Genomic DNA, 25,352 nt, shown 5'->3' with positions numbered 1-25,352 from the left:
CCTGAATTAATTTATGATATTACCCCAGGATTTTGAGCAAAGAATAGGATTTGATAAAATTAGAACGTTAATTTCTGATGAATGCAGCAGTAATTTAGGACAAGCTATTGTGGAGAAAATGAGCTTTATTAGAAAATTTGAAAAGCTTGAGCCACTTCTAAATCAAACTAATGAATTCCTAAAGATCTTTCAATCAGGAGAACACTTCCCCTCCAGCAATTTTATAGACGTGAGTCACTTCATTAAAAGGGCAAAGGTAAATGGAGCTTTTTTTACGGAAGATGAATTTTTCGACCTAAAACTAAGTCTTAAGACTATTTTGGACTGTATATCCTTTTTTGATGAATATGAAGAGGAATACCGTAATTTATTTAACTTAAGAAAGGCTGTTGATTTAGAACCGTCTTTATATAAAGCCATAGATGCCAAAATTGATGACAAGGGCGACTTAAGAAATAATGCCAGTCCAGTCCTACAGCAAATCAGAACTGACATTTTTAAAGCACAGGCACAACTGAGAAGGGAAGTTGAAAAAATATACAAGCAGGCCTCTGCAAATAAATACACTCCCGAAGATGCCTCTATTACAGTTCGAGACGGAAGGATTGTAATACCCGTACTGGCAGAATATAAAAGAAGGGTAAAAGGATTCATTCACGATCAGTCAGGAACTGGCCAAACGGTGTATATTGAACCAACCGAAGCATTAGAGCTTAATAACGAGGTAAGGGAACTGCAGTATGCAGAGCGCAGGGAGATCGTGAAAATTTTGACTCAGTTAACTACACTGGTTCGACCTGAGCTGGATAATCTGGAAAAGGCATATAAATTTTTAGGAATAGTAGATTTTATCAGAGCAAAAGCACGTTTTGCACAAAAAATCGGGCCGTGCTCCCGCAATTGGAAAATGCAAGGATTATAGAATACCGAAATGCCGAACACCCGCTTTTAAAACTTAGCCTTGCCGAAAATAATAAAAAGGTAGTACCGCTTTCCATTCAATTGAAAGGTGATAAAAGGATTTTGATAATTTCAGGCCCCAATGCAGGTGGTAAATCCGTGGCTTTAAAAACAGTGGGCCTTTTGCAATATATGTTGCAATGCGGTCTGTTAATCTCTGTTCATCCTGATAGCAAATGTGGACTGTTTTCAAATTTATTTATCGACATCGGGGATCAACAAAGTATTGAGAATGATTTGAGTACTTACAGCTCTCATCTTCAAAACATGAAAAACTTCCTTTTGAATTCAAATAAACAGACTTTGTTTTTGATAGATGAATTTGGAACTGGTACAGAGCCTCGATTTGGAGGTGCAATAGCTGAATCAATTTTGGAAGAACTTTACAGCCAGAAAGCTTTTGGGGTGATTACTACACATTACGACAACATCAAAAACTTTGCAGTAAAAAATCAAAATGTTGTCAACGGTGCCATGAAATTTGATGAACGAAATTTAGAACCGCTGTATGAACTAGAAATTGGAAAGCCAGGCAGTTCATTTGCAATAGAGGTTGCAGAAAAGATGGGCATCCCTCCTGCTATTCTTAAAAATGCCAAAGGAAAGATCGGTACCGAACGAGTAAATTATGATAAGCTTCTAAATCAATTAGGAAAAGAAAAAAGAGAGCTTGAAGCTAAAATCAAAGAAATACAGAAGAAAGAGGGACATCTAGAGAAAAGCGCACAGGATTATGATGAACTCAATCAATTTCTAAAAACACAAAAGAAACAAATCATCATAGAAGCCAAACAAGAAGCTAAATCTATTATTAAAGAGGCCAATAAACGAGTTGAGCAAGCCATCAGAGAAATAAAGGAGTCGCAAGCGGAAAAAGAGCGGACCAAAAAAGCCCGCAAACAGCTTACTGATTTTGATCAAAAACTGGAAGACCCAAAAGAGAAAAAAGTTCACGAGTCTGCTAAAGCCAGTTTCAAACATGCAGAGGGGGAAATAAATGTGGGTGACTATGTAAAAATTAAAGGACAAGATACCATAGGTGAAGTTTTATCCCTAGGACAAAAGGAGGCAGAAATCATGTTGGGAGAGCTAAAATCTAAGGTGAAACTTAACAGATTGGAAAGGATGTCCAAAACGGCCATTAAAAAAGAGAAAAAGAAAAGTTTTTCAGGGACTTCAACTGGAATGATGGAACGCAGTACAAATTTCAAGCATCAAATAGATGTAAGGGGAATGCGAGCAGAAGAAGCCATACAGGCTGTGGATAGATTTATTGACGATGCGATGGTACTAGGCTATAGCGAACTGAGTATTTTACACGGTCGCGGAGATGGTATCTTAAGGAGATTTATCAGGGATTATTTGAAGCAATACAATTATGTAAAATCTTTAAAGAATGAACATGAAGAACGAGGCGGGGATGGAATTACCTTAGTTACATTGAGTTAGAAACTTAATTATTAAATTCCATTAAAAAGTTTTGTTTTCAAAAACTAAAATCCCTTTCTTTGCACTCGCTTAAGGGAAAAGCGGTTAATTTTCCCGCCTTTACATATAGATTTTGGTCCGTTAGCTCAGCTGGATAGAGCAACTGCCTTCTAAGCAGTAGGTCTCAGGTTCGAATCCTGAACGGATCACACAACTAATTTAATTAGCTTCAAAAAGCCTTAAATCTTATGATTTAGGGCTTTTTTGTTTTATTTGATTCATATAATACCAACGAATATCAAATAAAATGTGCCCTATTTGTGCCCTAAACTATTATTACTAAATTGGGGCACAAAATCAGGTTAATGTGGTTTAACTATATTTTAACCCACTTTATCTGATACTTTATTAATTGTTGTCGTCATTTGTTGTGCCCCTTTTGTTGCTCAAAACTGTAATGTTTAAATCATTAATTAAATGTTATGAGCAACTCATTCTCAGTGCGATTTATACTGAAAAAGTATAAAGCAAAAAACGGAAAAGCACCTATTTACATTAGGCTAACTCACAATGGAAAACATTGTGACAGTTCATTAAAAAGAAAGGTTCCAGTAGAAAAATGGAATACTAGTCAAAGAGTTTCTGGAACTTCTATAGAAGTTCGAAAGCTTAACAGATATCTTGATCAGACCTATAATAAAGCTTTTGAAATCTTTGAGAATCTGCAGTTAAAAGATGAATTCATCTCAGCAGAAATCATTCGAAACAAGTTATTCAACCTAGAGGAAGAACAGCAAATTACACTGCTCTCAGCTTCAAAGTATCATTATGACCAAAACATCAATAATTTTTCTACAGGAACCTTAAAGCACTATAAAGTGACAGAGCGATACTTTGAAAGGTTCTTAAGCGCCAAAAAGAATCTTTCAGATATATCCATCGAGAAAGTCGACTATAAGTTCCTACTTGATTTCGAAGCATTTTTGAGAGCATGGAAACCAAAAGACCATCAAAAACCAATTGGTCATAATGGTATAATGAAACATATGTGTCGATTTAGGAAAGTGTTAAATTATGCTTACAAAATGGACTGGATAGCCGATACCCCTTTTAAGAAGTATCATATCTCCTATGAAAAATCAACAAGAACCTATCTAACAGAAGAAGAACTGTCAGCAATTGAGGTAAAGGAATTAGACATTGCCAGGCTACAACAAATCAGGGATATATTTATTTTCAGCTGCTATACAGGGCTTTCTTATATTGACCTATTCAATTTAAGCAAAGATCATATTGTAATTGGAATTAATGGCGAAAAATGGATCCAATATAAACGTCAAAAAACCTCCACTCCATTCGCTGTTCCTTTGTTACCAAAAGCACTTGAATTGATCGAAAAATATGAAGATCATCCCAAGGCTCAAGAAAACCAATTATTGCCAGTGGTTTCCAACCAAAAAACAAATGCCTACTTAAAAGAAATAGCAAACATTTGCGGAATCAAAAAGCAGTTAACTTTTCACATTGCAAGGCATACATTCGCCACTACAGTTACTTTAACTAATGGTGTTCCAATGGAAACAGTTAGCAAAATGTTAGGTCATACCAAATTATCAACCACTCAAATCTATGCCAAGGTAGTAGAGAATAAAATCGGTACTGACATGGCAGCACTCAAGGAAAAGCTTTCAAGCTCAGAACAGACGAGAAAGGCAGACTAATCTGCCTTTCCTTCACATTGAACCTATAATATATATTGCATGTGTATACAGCTAAATAGTTACATTAATTTATTGTCAATTATAATCATTTGTATAATATTGCGTTTAAATAGTACCATTTTTAATTAATTAAAAACAAAAAATATTTTAGCCAAATTGAACCAACACTCCCCATTAATTAGACTGCTTTTTTAAATTTAAAAACTGAAACCTTAGGCTTAAAGTGAAATATGAACTTGAAATGTTTGAAGACTTTGTCTCAAACAAATTGAAAAACAACAACCTAAATTTTAATACTACAGAAATTTCAGATTTATTAAGAGCTATTCCGAAGGAGGAACAAAGGATTAAAAAAGCTCTAATGAAACTAGTTTTTAGTGACTTGAAAGAAAAGGTAGTAGAAAGAATCATACAGACCTATCAAAGCAAACTCATTTTTTTATCAAATGACCTTACCAAAAAAATAGAAGGCAAAGATATTCCTAAGCTAGATGAAATCGAAAGAGATAATCAACTGCTTAGATTTAAAGTCCTGCTATTGAATACATTGATGGACTTGCTAACATTTATAGAAAAGCACTTTTCTAAATATTTCGCTGCAAGTGAAATTATTCCTTCAGCTTACTTCTACAATTCGAAAGCTTTTGTATCTCAACAAATTGAGGATTTCCAACAAGTCTGCAATAGTAAAAATATTGATAAGTCATTTGTCACCGTTTTAATGATGCCTTTAGAAAATTTTCTAATTGCGCCTAAAGGCACAACATTTAAGGAATTAATTTATTGCAAATCCTATCTAAGGGAGATTAAAAACACATTGAATACTGAGGTTTCTGGGATAAAAATGGAGAGGGAACTGATACTTTCATTGATATACATCAATTTTAACACCTATCCCTTCTACAATTATGTAGCAAAAAAAATCACTGTGCATTATCAATCAAAGCCCACAATCCAGAAGCAATTAGGATGTCTTCAACTTTTTAAAAAGCTTTTGAACCAATGTCAAGTCAAGCCCGATTTTGAATATATACCAAGAGCAGAAAGTATTAAGGATCAATTAATAAAATGGATAACTGAAGAAATTGAATATTTTACAAAGCAAAAACAAATAGAAATACATTTTGATTTCAATGATAATAATGCAGACCGACAAATAAGCAAATCTGATAAAATCCATTGTGAACTTTCAGTAGCTCAACTAGCCTATTCCATGAAATTATTGGTGAAATCAAAACTTATCAATGCCTCCTCAACGGAAGATTTACTAGATTTCATTACCAAAAATTTCTCAACTGTAAACCAAAAACAAATTTCCAAAGCAAGCTTAAAAAACAAATTCTACATGGCTGAGAATTCCACTATTGAGCATGTCCAAGAAGTGATGAATGATTTGATTAGTAATGCTGAGGTTGATAAAACTAAATTATAATATTCCCTTCCCTGTTGTGGAAGGATTAAGGATGGGACTCTCAACTTTCCATAAATTCATCCAGTCCATGCTTTTCAAGTAATTGAAGATATTCAAATAGTAGTCTTTTATTAAAGCCAGGTAATTCTTCGAGATTCCTGGTGCCTATTGAAATCATGTCTGATACTGAATGGAGTTTGTGAGCTTCAGCAAACCTTAAGAGTTCACTGCTCATTTGAAGTTCCTCTAAAGGGATGTTCAATATATTTAACGGGGATTCCTTCATAATTTCTTTTCATCCCCGCTATAAAATAGCGCAGGACACCGACAAAGCGCACTAGAGGCACCGCCAAGTGCCCATCACACTACTATGCCGGGCCTACGCGTTGCGCAGGCGACCAGCTTTTAGTAGTGTGATTAGTTTAATTTTGGCGGTTTTCTAGTACACTTCTAAAGCTCTCGCTTTAATATTTTTCGTTCATTATTTTCTACCTCAAATATAGTTAATTAAAATCTTTTCACCTCAATCTAAAATTTCCCTTTAAAACAAATTTTATTTTTTTTCATACTAAAAACCTCATTTAAAGAAAAATAATGGGGGTTGCAAGGGGTTGCAACCCCCATTGCAACTGTTTTCACTTTCATCATTTCCCCAGCTTTGTCCCGACAACAAAAACAACTAAAATTTATGGCAGCAGAAGTAATCACAACAGACGACTTACACGAGTTCAAATTGGAACTCGTAGACGAATTCAGAAAGCTCCTTTCGGAGCAAAAGGGAGTTTCAACCAAAAAATGGTTGAAATCAGATGAGGTTAGAAAACTCCTGGGCATTAGTCCAGGAACACTGCAAAACCTCAGAGTAAACGGCACCTTGCCATTCACCAAAATGGGCGGGGTTTTATACTACGATTCACAGGACATTCACAGCATTTTGGAACAAAACAAAATAAGCTGATGGATACTCATGAAAACTCAGCAAAGGAACCGGTGAATTTCATTCACCAGTTCCTCTTGGCCGTGGACAAAATTCAAGAAGAGGATGGATTGAATCCAACACATGTAAGTTTATTCCTTGGGCTTTTCATCATGTGGAATCTGAACCATTTTAAAAATCCAATTTCAATCAATAGGGCTCAAATGTTAAGGGTCTCAAAAATAGGTTCAAAACATACGTATTTGAAATGTTTGAAAGACCTGGAAAGGTTAGGCTTCATTGAATACCACCCTTCTAAAAATCCAGTCCGTGGAAGCCTGATTTACATGTGCAATTTCGGGACAAGTAGTGACCCAAGTACTGCACCACTTAACCAAAATAAGAGGTGCAAAAGTGGGCATAGTAGTGAGCCTAGTACTAGGCAAGTACTGCACCCTTCATTAAACAATACAAACTATACAAACATTAAAAACAATATATATAATGAAAAAGAATATTCAAAAAAGGAAAAAAAAGGAAAAACTAAAAGCAGCACAAATTCAAGAGCTTCAGCTCCAATCTCGAATTCTGGCGAAAACGCATCACCAAAAGGTTCGCGTTTCACACCACCATCAAAAAAAGAGTTAAAACTTTTTTTTCAAGAGCAAACTGAAAAGTATTCAATTCCGGTTCGCTTCGCTCCCGTGGAGGCTGAAAAGTTTTTCAATTACTATTCCGCCAAAGGCTGGAAAGTCGGTTCAAAATCACCCATGCAAGATTGGAAAGCAGCTGTCCGAAACTGGCTCTTGAATTTTAAAAAATTCAATGGCATTCAGGACGAGAAAAATGAAGCTGGCAAACTCCACAACAAAGAGGATAAAAGCTATGACATACCGCTTTGACCTCCGGAGCTTCAGTAAAGGAGGTCTCAGACCTCCACTTGTTTAATCAAAATCTCAAACACAATGCAACCAAAAAACTACTCAAGCAACAAGTTCCAATTTGAAAAATGCATTGATTTTCTGCACAAGGCAGGTCAATCAGAATTCGGAAATCACTTTAAAGTTTACCCTGCTGACTATGAAATTATCTTCAAAATACTGGCGTATTTTTTCGAGGATGAAAAGCTCTGCGTGCAGTACAAACTTTCCATAAGAAAAGGGCTTTTGTTAACAGGTCCCGTAGGCTGTGGCAAAACAACACTCATGATGCTCTTCCGCCATTTCCTCCACACAGTCCACAAATATCCAGTTAAATCAACAAGAGAAATTTCTTACGAATTTCTCGATCATGGCTTTTCCATAATCAACAAATACTCAAAGGCCCACTTCCAACGTTATCAAGATCAAATGGTGCCACGCACCCTATGCCTCGATGACCTCGGCTTGGAATCCACAATCAAACACTTCGGAAACGAAACCAACACCATAGCCGAAATCCTCCTCAATCGCTATAGCCTTTTCACCACCAGAGGAATGATTACCCATGCCACTACAAACTTAAATCCTGCGGAATTAGAAAACCTCTATGGAAACAGGGTAAGGTCAAGGATGAGAGAGATGTTTAATCTTATACCATTTATTTCAGAGGATAAAAGACATTGATTTAATTATGTTTCAATACTTTCATTCATTGAAATATTAAGCTAATTTGTCATGTTAAATAACAACATTAGCGATTGTTGAAAAGAAAACCTATGATAGATATAGCTTTAGAGAACTTTTACAATTTTAAAAAGGAATTTGAAACTTATAAAGTATCAGATATGTCCGAATCTGACACAAGAAGTAAGTTATTAGATCAACTTCTAATTAAGGTGCTAGATTGGAAAGAGCCAGATATAAACAGAGAAGGTTATGTTAAGCCAGGTTATTTTGACTATGAAGTAAGTACTTCCAACTTTAGATTTATTATTGAGGCTAAAAAGAATTTTCATGTTTTGACTTTTCCGGATAAAGGAGACAAAATAAAACTTAAAACTCTCAAAAAAGGAAATGAGGAGGTTATTGATCAAATTCGTGAATATATTCAGAAAAGGAATCTCACCTATGGGGTAATCTCTAACGGCCATCAGTTTATTGTTGCACGATTTGTCAATACTGATGGTTCTAATTGGGAAGAAAATGAGGCTTTTATTTTCAAAAGCCTCGAACACATTGAAAGCAATTTCATAAAATTTTATAACCTTCTTTCTAGGACTTCAATTCAGAAAAACGGGAGAATCAGGTTTTTCTTAGATGACGTAGCTGGCTCAAGATTGGTTGAATCTTTAGTTCTAAAAAATAAAAGTGAAGAACTGATAAGAAATGACTACTCTCAACATTTATATCCTATAATAACACAAATATTCTCTGAGATTTATGAAATAGAGAATTTGTCTGATGCCGAGATTCTAAAGCAATGTTACATCAAAAATGAAGATTTAAATAAGCATACATCAGAACTTAATGTACTTTTCAACGATGAACCTCCGAAGTTCGATTCTCGTATTATTCCACTTAGAAATACAAAAAATACTCAGGATCATTTAGAAAAAGAAATCACGCAACAACACACTAAAACTCCTGACCCGATAGTAATTATAGGCAGCAAAGGTGCAGGTAAAACAACCTTTATTAAATATTTTTCCGAAGTAATTCTTTCGGAGAAAATCAAAAACAATCGACCACTTTTGTATACTGATTTTAGAGGATTTACTAAACAACAAGTTCTAGATACTAAAGCTATTTACAGAAAGTTAATAAATCAACTTTATGATGATTATCCAAAACTAAATCTTACACAATTTAATATTCTTAAAAAGATTTACTCTAAAGAAATCAAAAGAAATATTGATGGAAAGTGGAAACCATTTGCTTCTGATAAAACAATAATAGAACAAAAGATTGGAGAATTTATTGATCTAGTAACTCAAAATGATATTGAACATTTTCAAAAGGTCTCAGAATATCTTGTTCAAGTCTGTCACAAAAGACTCGTTATCATCCTTGACAATGCTGATCAGCTTGGGATAGATACACAAAAGGAGGTTTATCTTTTAGGCCAAAGTCTAAAGAGAAACTTAAAAGCATTAGTTATGATTTCCCTTAGAGAAGGCTACTATTTCCAGTGGAAGAATAAGCCTCCATTCGATGCATATCAGTCTCCGGTTGTCCATATTACAGCTCCTTATTATGGAGCTGTCTTAAAGAGTAGAATTCAGTATGTAATTGACAACTATGATTTTGATAGTTTACATGGCACCACTAATTCTGCAAAATTTAAATTTTCCCCTGCATTGTTAGGTAACTTTTTTGATAATCTAAAAAAGACTTTATTTGAGGAGAAAAACTCAGAAATTCTCAATTTTCTGGAAGAGACTTCTTACCCTGATATTAGAGCTGGGCTTGAAAAATTTAACTATTTTCTTCTTTCCGGTCATACAAAAATCACTGATTACATGACTTCCAGTGATTTTACAATACCAATCTGGGAATTTGTAAAATCTGTTGCTTTAGAATCGAAATACTATTATCATCACGAAGAGAGTATAATTTCAAATTTATTCTACCCTGCAAAAAATAATAGAAATCACTTTACAAAAATACGGCTTTTAAATTACTTATATGATTTAGCAGAGACACATTCATTTAAAGACTTTCATCTACCAGTGGGTGAAATCATTATTGTGTTTGAACTTGCTGGCCATAATGAGGAAATTATATATAATGAAGTTTATCAACTCATTGATTATAAAATGATTGAAACAAAATCAATCAGTTCCGATGTTGAAGAAGGGGTAGAATTAAATTCAGAATCGGAGATAAGAATAAACTCCTGCGGTATTTATTATTTAAAAAAATTACTCAACTCATTCCACTATATAGATTTAGTGCTTCAGGATACACCAATCTATGATCCTCACTATTTCAACCTCCTTCAGGAGGCATTCGCCCATTCCAATAAAAAAGGAATAAGGGATTTAAGTGAACGAATTGATTCTACACAAATATTTATTGAATATCTGAAGAATCAAGAAAAGGAAGATCATGTCAGAAATGATTCAACATATGGAGTGAAATCACTTGATCTCAATATCGTTAGCACGATCTACAATAATGGTTTGAAAAAAGATCTATCAAGAGTAAAAGCGAAAGCTGTATAGTACTGATAGAAAGGTACAAATTAATAAATTCACGTTGACCTTATCAATTTTATAATACTTTCAAATACTCTTGACTAAGTGTTCGTAGGGGTGACTTAGTTATCCACCTGTATCGAAAGCTTCTACTATAATTACTAAATCACACACCTGGCTACTAAATACTAACAGCAATTTTATTTAATGTGATTTATGCGGTATAGGATTAAAAAATCTCTATGCCAAATCCAAAACCAATCCATGGCTCATTTGCGAAATCCCACTTATTGCCATTACTGGTGATCGGCATATCAATACCAACACTACTGAAAAAATTAATTTTCTCAATCCTTTTATATAATACTATCCCAGGGCTAAAAAACGGTTCGGTAGTAGTTATTGTTAATTGATCTGAAGTGTTTGTAGATTTAAGCTCTTGTCCATTGAGCATTCCAAAAAGTCCTACACCCCAAACATTATTAACCTCCTTTGCCTCAAATTTATTAAACTGAAATCGAGTTTTACCAAACTCTTTTGCTATATATAACCCCACATTCAAATCTGCAGTGAATAAAGAATTTGACTCACCTCTTCCATTTAAATGAATTCTTGCGGGTATAGTAAATGCTCCTATCGCTACCGATCTCCGTTTAATTTTAAGTGTTTGCCTTTCCGTTAATTTTATAAAAAAATTAACATCTTTAATTTCCAAATCTTCTCCACTAGTATCGAATTCGACTGTTGTAATAGGTATCGCTCTTTTCACCCTTTTTTGATTAGCTATAACTTGTTGTTCTTGTTCTTTTTCTGTTCCCTCCTCTGTTTCCTTTTTACTTTTTTGAACTGTTTTAATTAAATCATCTTTTACAGTTTCCCAATACGGCCAAAAATCAAGGTGAATAATACCACTATCATATTTATAATCACTCTTCCGGGTAGCTCTTTCCTGATACTTTTTTACTTTTTCAAGATTTTTGTCATCACTATCATAAATTTCTGTCAAAAGCTCATCGCTAAATACAAAATGGTGAGGTTCTAATTTACTTGTATCTTTGTCATAGATATACATAATATCTATATTGCTATTAGTATAGATTTTCAAATAATCCCTGAACAAAAGTCCTTGGGCAGTGCTGCTATAACAATACATTAAAAGAATCAATGTGGTCAAATAAAGTCTCATATCTCTTTGGTTTGGATTAAAATTATTTAAAGCTAAAATCTTAATTACTATTATGAAATACCTAACAATAGGTATTTCTGTAAATTAAAAACCTTTATCTTTTATCATATTTTAAAGTCTAGCATTCTTTTATTGTTACTTTTTGCCATTCCTTTTTATTAAATCTATTTTTGTCCATACATTTTAATAAAATTTAGCCCTTAATGATTATTTATCATAAAATTGACAACTTCATATTTTCATTATTCAATATCCAGTCTGAAGATGAAGGAAAGCTTATTGATGCTGCCAAGCAATTTTATTCCTTCCAAGGCATGGAACCAACGGTTTCAATTTCTGAAGGCCTACTCAAAATAGAGCTACATGAAAAAGCATCTAATCAGACTAATCAGGAGTTTCAAAAGGTATTGAATTTATGCAATAGCCGTCAATTTGAAGCAGCAAAACCACTAATGCAATCCATTATAAAAGCATCCCCTCAAGTTTCAGAATTCCATAGAGTATATGGTCAAATCCTTTCTGAATTGGGCGATCAAGAAGAAGCACAAAACGAACTGATTGATGCTTTAAAATGGGATCCAAATAATGAATGGGCATTACTCATGATGGGCAATATTTTAGTCAAAGAAAAAAATGACATTGATGCAGCCCTGAAATACTATGACCAAATTCTTGAAACCAATCCAGAGGAAAACATCACCCTTAATAATATTGGTGCAGTCCTTATGAACCAAGGCAGATTCTTAGAAGCTCAAAAATACTTTCAAAAATCAATAGAAATCCAACCTGAATTCCCTAACCCTTACTATGCACTGGGCAGATGTCATTCAGCACTCAAGCAACATTCAAAATCTTTTGATTTAGCAATAACAGCTGCTAAAAAGAATAATCAGCGAGATGAGATTTATACAAGCTCGCTTCAATTAGCTTTAGATTCTGCCACAGCCATTCGTGAAGAAAGGGATGAATTCGAAACAGTTGAGTCTTACAAATTAGAGTTACAGGAAAGATCAGGAGTTGAAATCACCATTGAGCCTGACCCTTCTATCCAAACAGCTGCCAAGCTGGAAATCAATGAGAAATACAAAAGAGGTTATCACCTAGTTAAGTTCAACCCAAAGCATTCCAATGTTGAGCATTTAATAATGCATGAACTCGTGCATTTAGAATTCATCTTGGATGCTCGGGATAATGGAGAGAACTTCCTTTTCACTTCATCAAACCACCACAAGAGCAACTTTGAAAAGCCACTTCAAAAATACAAGGTCAAACTAATCAAAAATGGAATTGAACCCAATAAGGCTGACAACCTAATCAACTCACTTTTTGATGGCATTAATGGTCAAATTTATAATACACCAATTGATATCTTCATAGAAGATTTACTTTATAAAAAACATGAAACCTTAAGACCAACCCAATTCCTTTCAATATTCAATATTGTTAAGGATGGAATCAAAGCCACTACATCAAAAGATATTGTCAATCTAACCCCTGCAAAAGTGGTTTCCGTTTCCAAAATTTTAAACTTGGTCAATGCCTTTCATTTTAAAGACCTATTTGCGGTAGATTTAATTCAACAGTTCAAGGCTACGCCTTTGGAAAAAAAGCAAGCCGAAGAATTTTTTGAAGAGTTCAGTGAATACAGGCAAGACAAACAACCAGGGGAAGAATATGAAATCATTCAGCATTGGGCGGAAGATCTAGAAATTGACACTTACTTTGAATTAAAAGATGAAAAGGAAGTTTACAAATCTCAATCAGCAAAAGTAAATTCTCCGGAAGATGTATTAGAATCAATTGAGAAAGATCCTTACGGATTAGATCAAGAGAATCCTGATAATGAAGCAGAGATGAAAACTTTCATAGAAACCCATTCCAAAGGCGATGTAAACATGGCGGTGGCCATGTACATGGTGGAGGCTTTAAAATACTTCTCCAATATGAACAAGGCAGACATTAAAAAAATAGCTTTTGAAATTGCTCATATTGGTATAACTGGAATCAACCCATCACGTTATTATAAGGTAGGCTCCATTCCGGGCAAATCCTTTTCAGGTTATCACCTTTTAGCATATTATTATACAAGTTGGGCTCTTGCAGTTCCTGAAATGCTTTCGCAACTCCAAATGCCATTCGATGAAGAATTCCGACTGGCAAAACTACTAAACGAAAATTAATCATGAAACTACCTCCTCTTTCCAAATGCTTTCCTAACACTGAATCTTTGGCTGAACTCTATGGGGGTTGGTCAGAAGGTCCAGTCTTCAAAGTCAGCCTTACAGCTGAAAGCTTTGAATTGGCCATCGAGAAAACCAACATCTATTTAGCTCAACATGGCTTTAACTATGAACTTCAATTGGAGGACTTTAAGGAAGAAAAATCTATCGATTTTGCAAATTTAACCTTTCACAAAAACATCACTGCAAAAAATCAAATACTTTTAGCCTACCATCAACCACTTGATAATAAACCTTTAGATAATATTTTGGCTTTCCTTAATAGCTTCAGGGAAGAAAGAGACTGGAAGAAGTTCCACACTTCCAAAGACCTGTCCCTGGCCATCAATTCCGAAGCGGGCGAATTGGCAGATCTATTCCTTTGGGATCGAGCGGAAAGGGTGAATGAGGAAAAAGTAAAAGACGAATTAGCGGATATTATAACTTATTGCATATATTTAGCAGATAACTACAAAATAGATTTATTGGATGCCATCGTATCCAAAACCATCTCAAATACAGAAAAATACCCTGTGGCCAAATCAAAAGGCTCTGCAAAAAAATATAAAGATTTATGATTGTCTATAATAAAACCAAAGAAGACTTTAGTAATGATATTCTTTCAAATGATATTGGAAATATAATTTCAACCCACATTCTAGAAAAAACAGGTCATAGAGTAGCTCCAAACGAAATATCATCTTTTCAAAATTCATTGAGTTTTATGGAAAGAGTATTAATGGATAGGGATATTCCAGAAGACTGCGGTATCTCAGTGGAATATCATTTACCACAAACATCCAAGAGGGTCGATTTTATTATCACAGGTAATGATGGTGATCAGGAGAATGTAATCATTATAGAACTCAAGCAATGGCAAACTGCAGAATTAACCTCTAAAGATGGAATTGTAAAAACCCGTTTTCAATTCGGAGAAACAGAAACTAGCCATCCATCTTATCAGGCATGGTCTTATGCAGCCCTTCTCCATTCCTTTAATGCTACCGTGGAGGAAGAATCGATTAACTTATACCCATGTGCATTTTTACATAATTATGCTTCTGATGATGTTATCACTAATGATTTCTATAGTTATTATCTGAAGAAAGCACCTGCATTTTTAAAGCCTGATGCTATCAAGCTAAGGGAATTCATAAAAAAATACATCAAACAAGGCGATTCTACCAATATTATGTTCCGCATTGATAATGGTAAAATCAGACCCACGAAAAGTCTAGCAGATGCATTAAGAAATATGATTAAGGGCAACAAGGAATTCATCATGATTGATGATCAAAAGGTTGTATACGAAACCGCGCTTCAATTAGCGACCCAATCTCATGAGGAAAACAAAAATGTACTAATTGTAGAAGGTGGTCCAGGAACTGGGAAATCAGTAGTAGCAATCAATCTTTTGGTGGAATTAAACCGAAAAGGTAAAATGAGCCAATATGTTACTAAAACTTCAGCTCCACGTGATGTGTATTTTGATAAACTTAGTGGAGATAAAACTAAAGCTGAATTAAAATCCTTATTTGTTGGCTCTGGGACTTTTATTAATGCTCCTAAAAATATAATTAATACATTAATTGTTGATGAAGCACATAGGTTAACAGAGAAAACTGGCTTTTTAAAAAGAGGTGAAAATCAAATTAAGGAAATTCTGAATTCTTCCCTTTCAAGTGTATTTTTTATCGATGAGGATCAAAAAGTTAGCGTAGATGATTATGGTGAATCCTATGTAATCGAACAGTTTTGTAAAGAGTTGGGAATCAATGTTCATAAACTTAAACTCGAATCCCAATTTAGGTGTAATGGCTCAGACGGATACCTTGCTTGGGTTGATAATGTTCTGCAAATAAGAGAAACTGCAAATTTCGATTTAAAGTCCTTGGATTATGAATTTGATTTTAAAGTATTTGATGACCCAGTGGAGTTACGTGATGCAATTTTTGAAAAGAACAAAATTAATAATCGTGCAAGAATGGTATCTGGTTATTGCTGGCCATGGGCTAGTAAAAAAGACCCCACTGCTTTTGATTTTAAAGAAGATGAATTTGGCTTCAATATGAGGTGGAATATGACAGACTACGGAGGAAAATGGATTATTGATCCCAACTCAGTCACCGAAATAGGGTGTATCCATACTGCCCAAGGTCTTGAGGTAGATTATGTAGGAGTAATAATTGGAGATGACTTTGTAATTAGAGATGGTGAAGTTAAAGTTGACCCTTCAGCACGTGATTCTGGTGATAGAACCGTGTTTGGCTGGAAGAAAGGAATTAAACAAGACCCTGAATATTGGAAACCTCTAATTAAAGCCATAATCAAAAATACCTATAGAACTTTAATGACCAGGGGTATGAAAGGATGTTACATTTATTGTACAGATAAAGAAACCTCAGATTATTTTAAAAATCTTATGTAGGTAAAATATCTATTATGGGTATTGGTTCGATTAATTTCTTAAAAAATAACCTTCTTATAGTTAGTATAATAACTAATTTAAAAATGCATATTTTTGAATTATATGTTTAAGTGCCATTATCTAAATTTTAAACTTGCTTTTTAAGCTAAAATGACTTCAGGAAACAATCAAAAAGAAGAAAATAAAGTATTTAAAGAGGATTTCAGAAAAGAAATAGTAGCTTTAATAGCAGAGCTTTGTTTTATTTTTCTTCCCTTTATAGTTATAATAATAATCAATCTGACAAATAATAGTTGGGAGAATTTAATTCATACTTCAAATTGGTCTTTAGCTGCAGCGTTACTTTTTGGGCAATCACTTGTGAAGATTATTATGGGGGTTGCATCTCAAGAACACTCTTTCAATTATCAAGCATTTGGGCTAATTGCTGCCTTAATATTAGTCTTTGGACTTGTTCCTTCAATTACTGTCCTTGCCATTATTGAGACCTCAATTTTATTGAGTACGGGGTTAATAATTATTCAATTTATATTATTAGCTCTTTCAATTTATACATTTCTCCACTTTGGTACTATTGGCCAAGTTCTTTATTCTACAGCTTTCAGACTTAAAATATCCAAACTTTTAGGGTTAAACAAAGAATCGAAATAGTTTAAGATTTGTAGTAATAATTTCGAGCAATAAGATTTAAGTTATCTAATAAACAGGCTTAAAAAAAGTAGGGAACATATAAATCATTTCCTCATCATATATGATCAAATCCTTATACCGCAAAGCTCCATCTATTAGCTGAAGCTTTTTCCCTTGCGGGAAAAATGGTATGGGTTTAGTCAATATCACCGCCTCAATTCTTTTTCCAGGAAAGTATGGCCACAAATAATACTTATCCAAATCATCATGCTCTTGAGGTTTAAATATATAATCCGCTGGTCTGCGCTTGCGCTTTTCAATATCCACAAACTTCAAGCTTGGTACTTCTGAATAGGCCTGATAAAACACTTGCTCTCTATTGGGTACGTACCCTCCTCTAAGTAAACTTCCTAAACTTCTCATAATACTAATTAATTTAGTGAATACTAAATTAATTAGTATTTGTAAGGAATGGAAATCAAAATCTTACTTTTGATATTAATTTAAATTACCTAACTTCATCACTATATTTTAAAATAAAAGAATGAAATATCAGAGGATACCCACTCAATCAATTTTCATATATAAAATAAACCTAGAATTAAACGACATAAAATTATACCTCAACTAAAATTCAACCAACATGAAAACTCAACTAACCTTATTTTTATCATTACTAGTATTTTCGCTTTCAGCTCAAATTCCCGAAGGCTATTATGAAACTACAGCTGGTCTCGATGGTGAAGACTTAAAAGCAGAGCTTCATGAAATCATTAACGACCATGTGGTTTACACCTATACAAGCTCCAATACCGATACATGGGACATCCTCAAGCAAACAGATAAAGATCCGGAAGAGGGAAGCTATGTAATTGGCTTCTATTCAGGTTTCAAAATGGATGCCTCTGAAGAGTACGATAATGGTAACGGCTGGAACAGGGAACACGTCTGGGCTAAAAGCCGTGGAAGTTTAGGTACAAATAGAGGTCCAGGAACTGACGTTCATAACCTACGAGCTGCAGATATCTCTACCAACTCAGCCCGTAACAACCGCAATTTTGATGAAGCCACAGTTCAATACATAGATGAATCAGGTCAATACCAAGGAGAAACAGACAGCTACACAAGTTCATCCGAATGGATATGGGAACCACGGGACGAAGTAAAAGGAGATGTAGCTCGAATCCTTTTCTACATGGCCACTCGCTATGAAGGTAAAAGCGGTGAACCCGATTTAGAATTAAGAGAAGAACTATTAAGCAATGATAGCAATGAACCCTACCACGCTCGACTTTCAGTCTTGCTCGAGTGGCACGAAGCAGATCCAGTAGATGAAATAGAAAGAGAAAGAAATGATGTCATCTATTCCTTCCAAGAAAACCGCAATCCTTTCATAGACCACCCCGAATATGTAGGTCTAATCTGGGGAGGAGAAGAAGCAGACGATGTGGAGGATGAAGAAATTCTTTCCTCAGATGAAGAAATCAAAACTGATTTTAAATTCTACCCCAACCCTGTAAATACTAACTTCACTATCGAAGCCCCTAAAGGGTCTAAATTCACTATTATTGACGGAACAGGTCAAGTACTAATGCTAAATAAAGGTAAAAGAAAAACGATTAATAAAATTGAATCACTGAATCAAGGTGTTTATACATTAAATTCTTATTTCAACGATATATCTATTTCTTTTCAAATAATCAAAAAATGACTTTGAGCTAAATTTAAATCAGAAAAATATGTCAAAGTGGTCTAAGCAAATAATTATAATTTCAGGTTCTATCGCAGTATTATCTGTCCTGATTTTTTTCATCTATAAAAATGAAACCACAAGACTTTCAAGATTAGAAACATATAGCTCTAAACCCTACAAACCAAAATCATCAAACAATACGACTTCTATTGATAAAAACAATTCCAAACCAAATGAAAAATCAAAAAGTCAAGCCCTTAATTACCAAATAATTGAATCAAATAGGATTAAAAATTTAAAATATAGTCTAACAATCAGACTTTCAAAAAAGATAAGCCTTACCGAATTAAAAGAGTTAGCAGAAAACCTAAAAAATCAAATTAATGAACCATACGAAAGAATTTTTATAGAATACTATTTACCAGGTATGGTTGTAGACAAGGGCGCATGGGCTATCACTCATTACACTCCAGATTTGAATGCTTCAATTCTTGGAATGTCTGCCGAGGAAGAAAAACAATTATCTTCTTCTTCTGAAAAAATAAATGCAGATAAGGTTATAGGTGTTTGGTATGAAAATCAAACAAATAGTAAAATGACGATTTATTCTAAATCAGGTAAAATATTCATGCAACACCATTTTAATGACGGAAGCAACCATACTGAACTACTTAAAAAAATAAAGACTTCTAATGGTCTAGTGTCCTATGGTCCTATTGGGGATATTAGATTTAAAGAATATTATATTTTGAATTCTAATAATGATTTGGAAATTCATGATGAGGTAGAGGGTTTGATTACAACCGCAAAAGCAATAAATAATTAAAGCTTTATGACCTCAATCTTCAATAGAATATATTCATATCGCCAAAGAGAAAACAAAAATAACCGAGAAAATTTTCTGACGGAGATTTTAGGATATTGTCTCGAAAATGATCCCCATTTCCGTCATGCCTTTTTCAACAACCTAGATATTCCGTTTATAGATGATCCTCAAATTATCACACAACAAAGCTACCCAAATCTTGGTATTCCTGACTTAGAAATATATTCTAAGAATAGGAATTCAATTATTTTAATTGAAAGTAAAATTGAACATTCTGAAAGAGAGAATCAACTTTCAGATTATTGTAAAATTCTTACCAAGCACCATAAAAATTTAAATAAACATCTTGTATATATTACAAAATACTTTGATGAAAATCATGAAAATTTCAAGCCTTTAGATAACATTAATTTTAAAGCATTAAAGTGGGATGTGATTTATTCACTAGTAAATAAAAACCACTCTGAAATTACACAACAGCTTAAAAACTATTTAAAAGAAGAAAATATGGACGACACTAAAAACTTTAATTATACTGATCTTGCTACGCTAAATTCAATTGCTACAACCATTTCAAAAATGGATGAAGTTTTACAACATATTAAGCCAGCTTATGTGAACTCATTAGGCTCATTTCCGGCAACTTCAAAAGGAACAAAATTACCAGATTCATGGTATGGCATTTCACATGAAAAGAAATTTGAAAACTTTAAATTCTGGATTAATACTGGGTTCCGTTGGTATTATGGTGATGATATTATTTACATTGGAATAAGACTATGGATACCCAAAGAAGCCACTCAACTAATAGAATCTTTAAAGGCAGATTTAGAAGCAACTGAGGAACCATTTGAGAATACCGAGTCTTGGGTTTATTATTCTGAAGATAAGGCTGTCATCATTGAAAATTACAGATTTCTGTCAGATTACATTACGAAGGAAAATGACCAAATACCAGCAATATCTCAATATTTTAGTAAAATATTAGAAGAAATTTCAGAATGCCAATTTATAAAGAGATAATTCAATTATTATTCTCACAGTTGATAAGACAATTAATTAGATTATCTAGACACACAATAAATCATTGAAAATTTATCAAATGGAGGTTGAAAATAATAAACAAAATTTAGACGAACTTGAAATTCTAATTGCAAATACTGTTGTGGCCATAACACAAGAATATTTTAAAATGCAGAAAACACAACAATCTATTACCAATGTTACAAAAGAAATAAAATCAAGACTTGGCGAAGCTATTGGCAACATGGGTTTTACAGTGTCTTCTTCGCTGCATAGGGCGGAATGGTTACTTGATCTTATAGCCTATAATTTGAATGATAATGGTTACCTCGAATCAGTAAAAGTTGCGTTGGAAAGTGAATTAAGTGGGAGAAAAAAAATTGATCTAAAAGTTGATTTTGAAAAATTATTAGTGATTAACGCCCCTCATAAAGTTATGATTTGTTTTGCCCTAGGCAAAAATGACTTCCCTAATAATGTTAATACTATCATTTCATATTTCGAGGAATTTGTTCTAGTTTACAAAACTCATTCTCCTGGTTCAAGATACCTGATCTTAATTTGGGATGATTACAGTACGGGTCAAGTTTTTCCACATTTAATTATACCTGAACCTAATTAAAATTAGGCAATAGATTAAGATTTTTCTAATTTTTATACTATTCAAATTACTACTCGAAAGATTTAAGTTCACTTTAATTTCTTTTTGTTGGAAGAGCTTGATTCAGGTTCTGATTTAAATGCTGAACTTGCTTTACAATTAGACAATTCTCAATTATTAAAAATCAATTTCATATAATTTGTATTGATTTACCTTTAATTTATATAAAATTTTCATACATTTATCAAGTAAGGTCTTTATAGTTGTATTCTTAAATCTGCTATTCACTTATAGTAAACTTCATCCCTTATTGAAATTCATAATTTAAAAAACAATGAAGATAACAAAAAAAAGAATTAGATCTGTAGGTAATTACTTAGTAGGTTTAAATGACAATGAAGATTTCTATGTCGCATTAACTGATCTAACAAACACAAATAGAATTAAACAAATAGGGTTTACTAATCAAATGAATATAGGGGAAGAAATTCTTCCTTCAATATTAGGAACAAAAAGTAGGTTTAATGCTAATGGTGGTCATATAATTCATAGAGATCAGCCAAAAGAAACGGTTTATAGACAAGCAGAAATTAAAGATTGGAGAGGAAATTATCATACAGTCGATATTCCTTACAAGAGATATCCCAGAACTCCAATACCAGCACCAGAAACAAGACTTACTATAGTGAATGGCGCAAATGATCAAAAAATAATCCGATCTCCTCTGTTAACTAAAGGTGCTACGCAAGATCAAGAAATTGTCCAGACAATTAATTTATTTTTGGAATTGTTTTCAGAATGTGATACTCTTCAAGCAAACTTAGTCCCAGTATTTAATGTACCAGTAACAAAGCTTAATTGGGAAATGTTACCCCCCGGGAATTATCCTTGGAGTGTATTGAAAAATAATGTTCAACAAGCAATAGGTAATGTAAGTCAAAATAGAAGACGTATTATAGAAAGTAGACTTGAAACCATTTCAAATCATAATCCAAATTTTATAGCTGTCGGTAAGGCAGGTTTTAGAGGTTATATAGTTTTTGGATTCCAAAACAAAGATTTCTTTATCCTAGAGAGTATACATCATGGAAATGCGACTTATATTTTTGGTCAAAATTGGCAAAATCTTTCTCAACTATCTAAAGAAGAAATTCTAAATCAAAATTTACAACAACAAAGAATTATCCATAGACAAGGGTGGACCAATCAAATAAATAATTTATTCTTATAGAAAGAAATTATTAGACTTAAAACCCCCAGTTCCCGCCATGCATTGCATGGAGAAGATTTGGCACCTATTATTAGTAAATGTTTGTAGTCAGATACACATAAAAAATGGCAATAGATTACGAAAGACGATTACAAAATCTTCAAGCAAGACGATTCGATAAAGAATTGAATGAATCAGTATTAACCAAATCATTCAGTTCAACCAGTATTCCAAAGAACATTAAGTACTTAATGGAATCTATGATAAAAATAGATAAAAAGTATAATGATCGAACTCTTGAAGCTGCTAAGAGGGTTCAAAAGCACTTGGAAAATGGATATGATTTGCACTTTTCTAGAGCTTATAGAACACAAGGTTCAGTGACCACCTCTACAAATATTAAAGTACATAGTGACTTTGATCTACTTACAATTATAGATCGTTACCATTTTAAGGCAAATGGCGTACCAAATAATACCCCGTATACTGCCTCTGAACCAAATTCTGATATAAAGAAACTCAGGAGTCAATCAGAGAAAATAATGGATAATATCTATGACGAGGTAGATAAAAGTGGGAAAAAGAACATCTCTATTTTCAATAAATCTTTAAATAGGAAAGTAGATATTGTTTTTTGCTTTTGGTTTAATTCTTTAAAATACGAAGAAACCCTCAGCGAGTATTATCGAGGAGTTTATTTATTTGATTTTACCAAAAGTGAAAAAATATTAGATTACCCTTTTGCTCATATTAATCAGGTGAATTCAAAAGGAAATAATACAAATGATGGTTCGCGAAAAGGAATTAGGTTATTAAAGACTTTAAAAGCAGACAATGATGAAATCAATTTAACTAGCTTCCATATAACTACAATTGTTCACTCAGTTCAGAATAGCGAACTTTATTATTATACAGGGAAAGAAATTGATATAGCTAAAGCAATTAGTAGTCAACTTCAAAAGCTAATAAACGATTCGGAATATAGAAGAAGCGTTGAAAGTCCAAATGGGACTGAAAAACCTCTAAAAGATGAAACTGTTGAAGGAATGAAAACAATTAAATCAGATTTAGATGAATTAATCGCTGATGTTCATAAAGAACTTTACCTAGGCTATTTTCAAAAAGGAGAATTAATATATTCATAATGAGAAAGAAAAGAATTTTTATTGGTTCTTCTTCAGAAGAATTAAAACTTGCCAATTCCGCAAAAGTAATTCTTGAGAGAGATTTTGAAGTAACTATTTGGAATGATAGTGTTTGGGATTCATCTATATTCAAAATAAATAATAATTTTCTAAATGACTTACTTAAGGCCTCTCTGCAATTTGACTTTGGCATTTTGTTAGGTACAACAGATGATAAAGTAGAATATAGAGAAAGTATTGTAATGCAACCTAGAGACAATGTTTTATTCGAATTAGGTCTTTTTATTGGCCGACTTGGACTTTCAAAATGTGCATTTGTGGTGGATAAAGAATTAAAAGTTCTTTCAGATATATCAGGGATTTCACTAGCTAGATTTGAAAAAGGAGAGGTCTCAAGTTTTACCACAGCAATTTCTCAAGTTGGAGAAATGTTTAAAAACCAAATTGATTCGGATATAAATTTCTTTCCTTCTTCTACACTTGCTTCAGTCTATTTTGAAAACCTCATTTCCCCAACATGTAAATTTATTATTGAAAATGGAGGATTTGAAGAAGATAGAAAGAAATACCCCGAATGTAAGATTCAAATCATCATACCTAAAAGACTAAATTCTGATGTTAACCTACAGTTTGAACAATTAAAGAGAGGGTTTAAGACTAAATCTGTATCATTTAATTATGCTGGAAGACCTAGATTTATTAACCTAGAAACAGAAATTAAAGATGGGAAACTTATCTTTATTGATTTCCCAACAGTTCTTTCAGGAATAAATTATGCGATTTCAAATTTACTTCCACAAGATTTTAACCAAATGAGTGCCGATTATGACCAAATAATTAATAGAGAGTTAGAAAGATTCATTTATTCTATTAAACAACTTGCTTTAAGAAGCGGCTTTGATGACTTTCTAGAAATTAAAAGAGAAGAAATAAAATAAAAATCACAGCTTCTAACATTATGATATCATAGCCACGCAAAGTAAGCGCTTAATCCAAAACTACATTTCATATAATTAACGTAAAAAAAAATGCCGACAGCACCCCTGCTGTCGGCTTATTTCAACCAAAACCTACAAAGTCAGGATTGACTTGTAAGAGCTTCAAAGTAAATTAATTACTTTGGTACATACAAATATTTTAAGAATAAATCTTAAAATCTCCTTTTTGAATACAACCAATTCAGCTTTACTTATTCAAAAACATAACATCTTACAGCTACAAAACCAACACCATGCGCATTGCCTAATTTCCCTACATCCCTTGCACAATCCAAAAAATTAGACAAAGCCCATGGCTCCCTCAGCCGAAAGCCTTTAATTTCCCTAAAGGGTAAATCAAAGGCCCTCGGCTAACCTTCCGCACTTACCCGCACAATCCTTCCCTCATAGCTTTTGTTTTTTTTCTGTTAAGCATTTAAAGAGGTAAAAAAACAAAAGGAAGTGGTCTTTTTGGCTCCCAAGCCAAAAAGTTGTTGTTTGATATACCAGCCGCACTGCCAGGCACTATGGTGTGCTGCACTTGGGCTGCGGCAAAGGGTCTCGCCAGCATTGGCTTCAGGCTTTAAATAAGTGTGTTGATTTATAAGGTATTTAAAGCCAAAAGCCAACCCCTTCGGGGCAAGTGCTGTCATGCCCCTTGCAGCTTAGCCCAAGTGCATCACGGCAACCTACCTGGTCTGTTCCTTTAAAATTCCGTAAACTCCATTTAAAAGTAACAGCCCCCGGTTGCCAGAGTTAGGCTCGCCTGCGGGCGCCCCCGGGCTGCGGCTTGTCATGGTTTTAAAAAAAGCTGTTAGAGTTTATGATTAAATCGGCTACAGCTTTTTTTAACTAAAAACC

The 25,352-nt window shown here is 33.6% G+C and carries 21 protein-coding genes, 1 tRNA gene and 1 pseudogene; 19 read left to right on the top strand and 4 right to left on the bottom strand.

The genetic code is table 11. The features are described from left to right. The first annotated feature begins 13 nt into the window (after nucleotides 1-13). The 4 genes and pseudogenes from Q3Y49_RS18825 to Q3Y49_RS13775 all read left to right on the top strand — a co-directional run bounded on the left by Q3Y49_RS18825 (nucleotide 14) and on the right by Q3Y49_RS13775 (nucleotide 5,541). Nucleotides 14-2,409: pseudogene (locus Q3Y49_RS18825) on the top strand (endonuclease MutS2). 114 nt (nucleotides 2,410-2,523) lie between these two features. Further along, nucleotides 2,524-2,597, top strand: a tRNA-Arg gene (locus tag Q3Y49_RS13785). Nucleotides 2,598-2,870: 273 nt separating this feature from the next. Then, nucleotides 2,871-4,109 (top strand): site-specific integrase, encoded by a 1,239-nt coding sequence (locus Q3Y49_RS13780; RefSeq protein WP_303268947.1) that lies wholly within the window; start codon nucleotides 2,871-2,873, stop codon nucleotides 4,107-4,109. Between the two features lie 361 nt (nucleotides 4,110-4,470). Continuing rightward, the gene (locus Q3Y49_RS13775) at nucleotides 4,471-5,541 is read left to right on the top strand and encodes a hypothetical protein (RefSeq protein WP_303268946.1); all 1,071 of its coding nucleotides are present in this window, start codon (nucleotides 4,471-4,473) and stop codon (nucleotides 5,539-5,541) included. Nucleotides 5,542-5,581: 40 nt separating this feature from the next. On the opposite strand, the gene Q3Y49_RS13770 is transcribed toward Q3Y49_RS13775, so the two are convergent. Further along, on the bottom strand, nucleotides 5,582-5,806 hold the full coding sequence (locus Q3Y49_RS13770; RefSeq protein ID WP_303268945.1) for a hypothetical protein: 225 nt from the start codon (nucleotides 5,804-5,806) through the stop codon (nucleotides 5,582-5,584). 402 nt (nucleotides 5,807-6,208) lie between these two features. On the opposite strand from Q3Y49_RS13770, the gene Q3Y49_RS13765 reads away from it, so the two are divergent. The 4 genes from Q3Y49_RS13765 to Q3Y49_RS13750 all read left to right on the top strand — a co-directional run bounded on the left by Q3Y49_RS13765 (nucleotide 6,209) and on the right by Q3Y49_RS13750 (nucleotide 10,580). Continuing rightward, nucleotides 6,209-6,478 carry a helix-turn-helix domain-containing protein gene (locus tag Q3Y49_RS13765; protein ID WP_085515315.1) on the top strand — a complete coding sequence of 90 codons (270 nt, stop codon included), beginning with the start codon at nucleotides 6,209-6,211 and terminating at the stop codon, nucleotides 6,476-6,478. Continuing rightward, a complete protein-coding gene (locus Q3Y49_RS13760) occupies nucleotides 6,478-7,338 on the top strand; it encodes a hypothetical protein (protein ID WP_303268944.1) in 861 nt (286 codons plus the stop codon). The genes Q3Y49_RS13765 and Q3Y49_RS13760 overlap by 1 nt, the downstream gene beginning before the upstream one ends. A 63-nt stretch (nucleotides 7,339-7,401) precedes the next feature. Then, nucleotides 7,402-8,040, top strand: a complete 639-nt coding sequence (locus Q3Y49_RS13755) for an AAA family ATPase (protein WP_303268943.1) — start codon at nucleotides 7,402-7,404, stop codon at nucleotides 8,038-8,040. Nucleotides 8,041-8,132: 92 nt separating this feature from the next. After that, nucleotides 8,133-10,580: a P-loop NTPase fold protein gene (locus Q3Y49_RS13750; protein WP_303268942.1), complete on the top strand. Its 2,448-nt coding sequence runs from the start codon at nucleotides 8,133-8,135 to the stop codon at nucleotides 10,578-10,580. Nucleotides 10,581-10,782: 202 nt separating this feature from the next. On the opposite strand, the gene Q3Y49_RS13745 is transcribed toward Q3Y49_RS13750, so the two are convergent. After that, nucleotides 10,783-11,739 (bottom strand): hypothetical protein, encoded by a 957-nt coding sequence (locus tag Q3Y49_RS13745; RefSeq protein WP_303268941.1) that lies wholly within the window; start codon nucleotides 11,737-11,739, stop codon nucleotides 10,783-10,785. Between the two features lie 203 nt (nucleotides 11,740-11,942). On the opposite strand from Q3Y49_RS13745, the gene Q3Y49_RS13740 reads away from it, so the two are divergent. The 4 genes from Q3Y49_RS13740 (at nucleotide 11,943) to Q3Y49_RS13725 (ending at nucleotide 17,037) form a co-directional block, all read left to right on the top strand. Continuing rightward, nucleotides 11,943-13,919, top strand: a complete 1,977-nt coding sequence (locus tag Q3Y49_RS13740) for a tetratricopeptide repeat protein (protein ID WP_303268939.1) — start codon at nucleotides 11,943-11,945, stop codon at nucleotides 13,917-13,919. Between the two features lie 2 nt (nucleotides 13,920-13,921). Further along, nucleotides 13,922-14,536, top strand: coding sequence for a nucleotide pyrophosphohydrolase (locus Q3Y49_RS13735; protein WP_303268938.1), 615 nt, complete (start codon nucleotides 13,922-13,924; stop codon nucleotides 14,534-14,536). Next, nucleotides 14,533-16,386, top strand: a complete 1,854-nt coding sequence (locus Q3Y49_RS13730) for a DUF2075 domain-containing protein (protein WP_303268936.1) — start codon at nucleotides 14,533-14,535, stop codon at nucleotides 16,384-16,386. Before Q3Y49_RS13735 ends, Q3Y49_RS13730 begins: the two co-directional genes overlap by 4 nt. Before the next feature lie 150 nt (nucleotides 16,387-16,536). After that, complete coding sequence (locus Q3Y49_RS13725) at nucleotides 16,537-17,037, top strand: hypothetical protein (protein ID WP_303268934.1); 501 nt, start codon at nucleotides 16,537-16,539, stop codon at nucleotides 17,035-17,037. A 45-nt stretch (nucleotides 17,038-17,082) separates the two neighbouring features. Here Q3Y49_RS13725 and Q3Y49_RS13720 read toward each other — a convergent pair whose 3' ends face one another. Beyond that, nucleotides 17,083-17,439, bottom strand: coding sequence for a hypothetical protein (locus Q3Y49_RS13720; RefSeq protein WP_303268932.1), 357 nt, complete (start codon nucleotides 17,437-17,439; stop codon nucleotides 17,083-17,085). Between the two features lie 220 nt (nucleotides 17,440-17,659). Between Q3Y49_RS13720 and Q3Y49_RS13715 the strand changes: the two genes are divergently transcribed. From Q3Y49_RS13715 to cap12, 7 genes are all read left to right on the top strand, one after another. Next, nucleotides 17,660-18,727, top strand: coding sequence for an endonuclease (locus Q3Y49_RS13715; protein ID WP_303268930.1), 1,068 nt, complete (start codon nucleotides 17,660-17,662; stop codon nucleotides 18,725-18,727). Nucleotides 18,728-18,755: 28 nt separating this feature from the next. After that, nucleotides 18,756-19,535, top strand: a complete 780-nt coding sequence (locus tag Q3Y49_RS13710) for a hypothetical protein (RefSeq protein ID WP_303268928.1) — start codon at nucleotides 18,756-18,758, stop codon at nucleotides 19,533-19,535. 6 nt (nucleotides 19,536-19,541) lie between these two features. Beyond that, nucleotides 19,542-20,558 (top strand): PD-(D/E)XK nuclease family protein, encoded by a 1,017-nt coding sequence (locus Q3Y49_RS13705; RefSeq protein ID WP_303268926.1) that lies wholly within the window; start codon nucleotides 19,542-19,544, stop codon nucleotides 20,556-20,558. Nucleotides 20,559-20,637: 79 nt separating this feature from the next. Next, nucleotides 20,638-21,180: a hypothetical protein gene (locus Q3Y49_RS13700; protein WP_303268925.1), complete on the top strand. Its 543-nt coding sequence runs from the start codon at nucleotides 20,638-20,640 to the stop codon at nucleotides 21,178-21,180. Between the two features lie 313 nt (nucleotides 21,181-21,493). Next, on the top strand, nucleotides 21,494-22,390 hold the full coding sequence (locus Q3Y49_RS13695) for a hypothetical protein (protein ID WP_303268924.1): 897 nt from the start codon (nucleotides 21,494-21,496) through the stop codon (nucleotides 22,388-22,390). Between the two features lie 104 nt (nucleotides 22,391-22,494). Continuing rightward, the gene (locus tag Q3Y49_RS13690; protein ID WP_303268923.1) at nucleotides 22,495-23,514 is read left to right on the top strand and encodes a hypothetical protein; all 1,020 of its coding nucleotides are present in this window, start codon (nucleotides 22,495-22,497) and stop codon (nucleotides 23,512-23,514) included. Further along, on the top strand, nucleotides 23,514-24,452 hold the full coding sequence (gene cap12 / locus Q3Y49_RS13685) for a CBASS system CD-NTase-associated NAD(+) hydrolase Cap12 (RefSeq protein ID WP_303268922.1): 939 nt from the start codon (nucleotides 23,514-23,516) through the stop codon (nucleotides 24,450-24,452). The genes Q3Y49_RS13690 and cap12 overlap by 1 nt, the downstream gene beginning before the upstream one ends. 467 nt (nucleotides 24,453-24,919) lie before the next feature. Here cap12 and Q3Y49_RS13680 read toward each other — a convergent pair whose 3' ends face one another. Then, the gene (locus Q3Y49_RS13680; RefSeq protein ID WP_303268921.1) at nucleotides 24,920-25,144 is read right to left on the bottom strand and encodes a hypothetical protein; all 225 of its coding nucleotides are present in this window, start codon (nucleotides 25,142-25,144) and stop codon (nucleotides 24,920-24,922) included. Between the last annotated feature and the right edge of the window lie 208 nt (nucleotides 25,145-25,352).

The organism is Marivirga harenae, assembly GCF_030534335.1.
GTDB lineage: Bacteria > Bacteroidota > Bacteroidia > Cytophagales > Cyclobacteriaceae > Marivirga > Marivirga harenae.
Note: the sequence above shows the minus strand (reverse complement) of the source record. Positions and strands in the feature narration are given on the sequence as shown.

Bases quoted from the DNA above. Each gene is read 5' to 3' on its own strand.
- Q3Y49_RS13775 (WP_303268946.1), top strand. From the start codon at position 4,471: ATGAAACTAGTTTTTAGTGACTTGAAAGAAAAGGTAGTAGAAAGAATC.
- Q3Y49_RS13760 (WP_303268944.1), top strand. From the start codon at position 6,478: ATGGATACTCATGAAAACTCAGCAAAGGAACCGGTGAATTTCATTCAC.
- Q3Y49_RS13770 (WP_303268945.1), bottom strand. From the start codon at position 5,806: ATGAAGGAATCCCCGTTAAATATATTGAACATCCCTTTAGAGGAACTT.
- Q3Y49_RS13690 (WP_303268923.1), top strand. From the start codon at position 22,495: ATGGCAATAGATTACGAAAGACGATTACAAAATCTTCAAGCAAGACGA.
- cap12 (WP_303268922.1), top strand. From the start codon at position 23,514: ATGAGAAAGAAAAGAATTTTTATTGGTTCTTCTTCAGAAGAATTAAAA.
- Q3Y49_RS13735 (WP_303268938.1), top strand. From the start codon at position 13,922: ATGAAACTACCTCCTCTTTCCAAATGCTTTCCTAACACTGAATCTTTG.
- Q3Y49_RS13745 (WP_303268941.1), bottom strand. From the start codon at position 11,739: ATGAGACTTTATTTGACCACATTGATTCTTTTAATGTATTGTTATAGC.
- Q3Y49_RS13705 (WP_303268926.1), top strand. From the start codon at position 19,542: ATGACCTCAATCTTCAATAGAATATATTCATATCGCCAAAGAGAAAAC.
- Q3Y49_RS13700 (WP_303268925.1), top strand. From the start codon at position 20,638: ATGGAGGTTGAAAATAATAAACAAAATTTAGACGAACTTGAAATTCTA.
- Q3Y49_RS13695 (WP_303268924.1), top strand. From the start codon at position 21,494: ATGAAGATAACAAAAAAAAGAATTAGATCTGTAGGTAATTACTTAGTA.
- Q3Y49_RS13740 (WP_303268939.1), top strand. From the start codon at position 11,943: ATGATTATTTATCATAAAATTGACAACTTCATATTTTCATTATTCAAT.
- Q3Y49_RS13765 (WP_085515315.1), top strand. From the start codon at position 6,209: ATGGCAGCAGAAGTAATCACAACAGACGACTTACACGAGTTCAAATTG.
- Q3Y49_RS13780 (WP_303268947.1), top strand. From the start codon at position 2,871: ATGAGCAACTCATTCTCAGTGCGATTTATACTGAAAAAGTATAAAGCA.
- Q3Y49_RS13715 (WP_303268930.1), top strand. From the start codon at position 17,660: ATGAAAACTCAACTAACCTTATTTTTATCATTACTAGTATTTTCGCTT.
- Q3Y49_RS13725 (WP_303268934.1), top strand. From the start codon at position 16,537: ATGACTTCAGGAAACAATCAAAAAGAAGAAAATAAAGTATTTAAAGAG.
- Q3Y49_RS13755 (WP_303268943.1), top strand. From the start codon at position 7,402: ATGCAACCAAAAAACTACTCAAGCAACAAGTTCCAATTTGAAAAATGC.
- Q3Y49_RS13730 (WP_303268936.1), top strand. From the start codon at position 14,533: ATGATTGTCTATAATAAAACCAAAGAAGACTTTAGTAATGATATTCTT.
- Q3Y49_RS13720 (WP_303268932.1), bottom strand. From the start codon at position 17,439: ATGAGAAGTTTAGGAAGTTTACTTAGAGGAGGGTACGTACCCAATAGA.
- Q3Y49_RS13750 (WP_303268942.1), top strand. From the start codon at position 8,133: ATGATAGATATAGCTTTAGAGAACTTTTACAATTTTAAAAAGGAATTT.
- Q3Y49_RS13680 (WP_303268921.1), bottom strand. From the start codon at position 25,144: ATGACAGCACTTGCCCCGAAGGGGTTGGCTTTTGGCTTTAAATACCTT.
- Q3Y49_RS13710 (WP_303268928.1), top strand. From the start codon at position 18,756: ATGTCAAAGTGGTCTAAGCAAATAATTATAATTTCAGGTTCTATCGCA.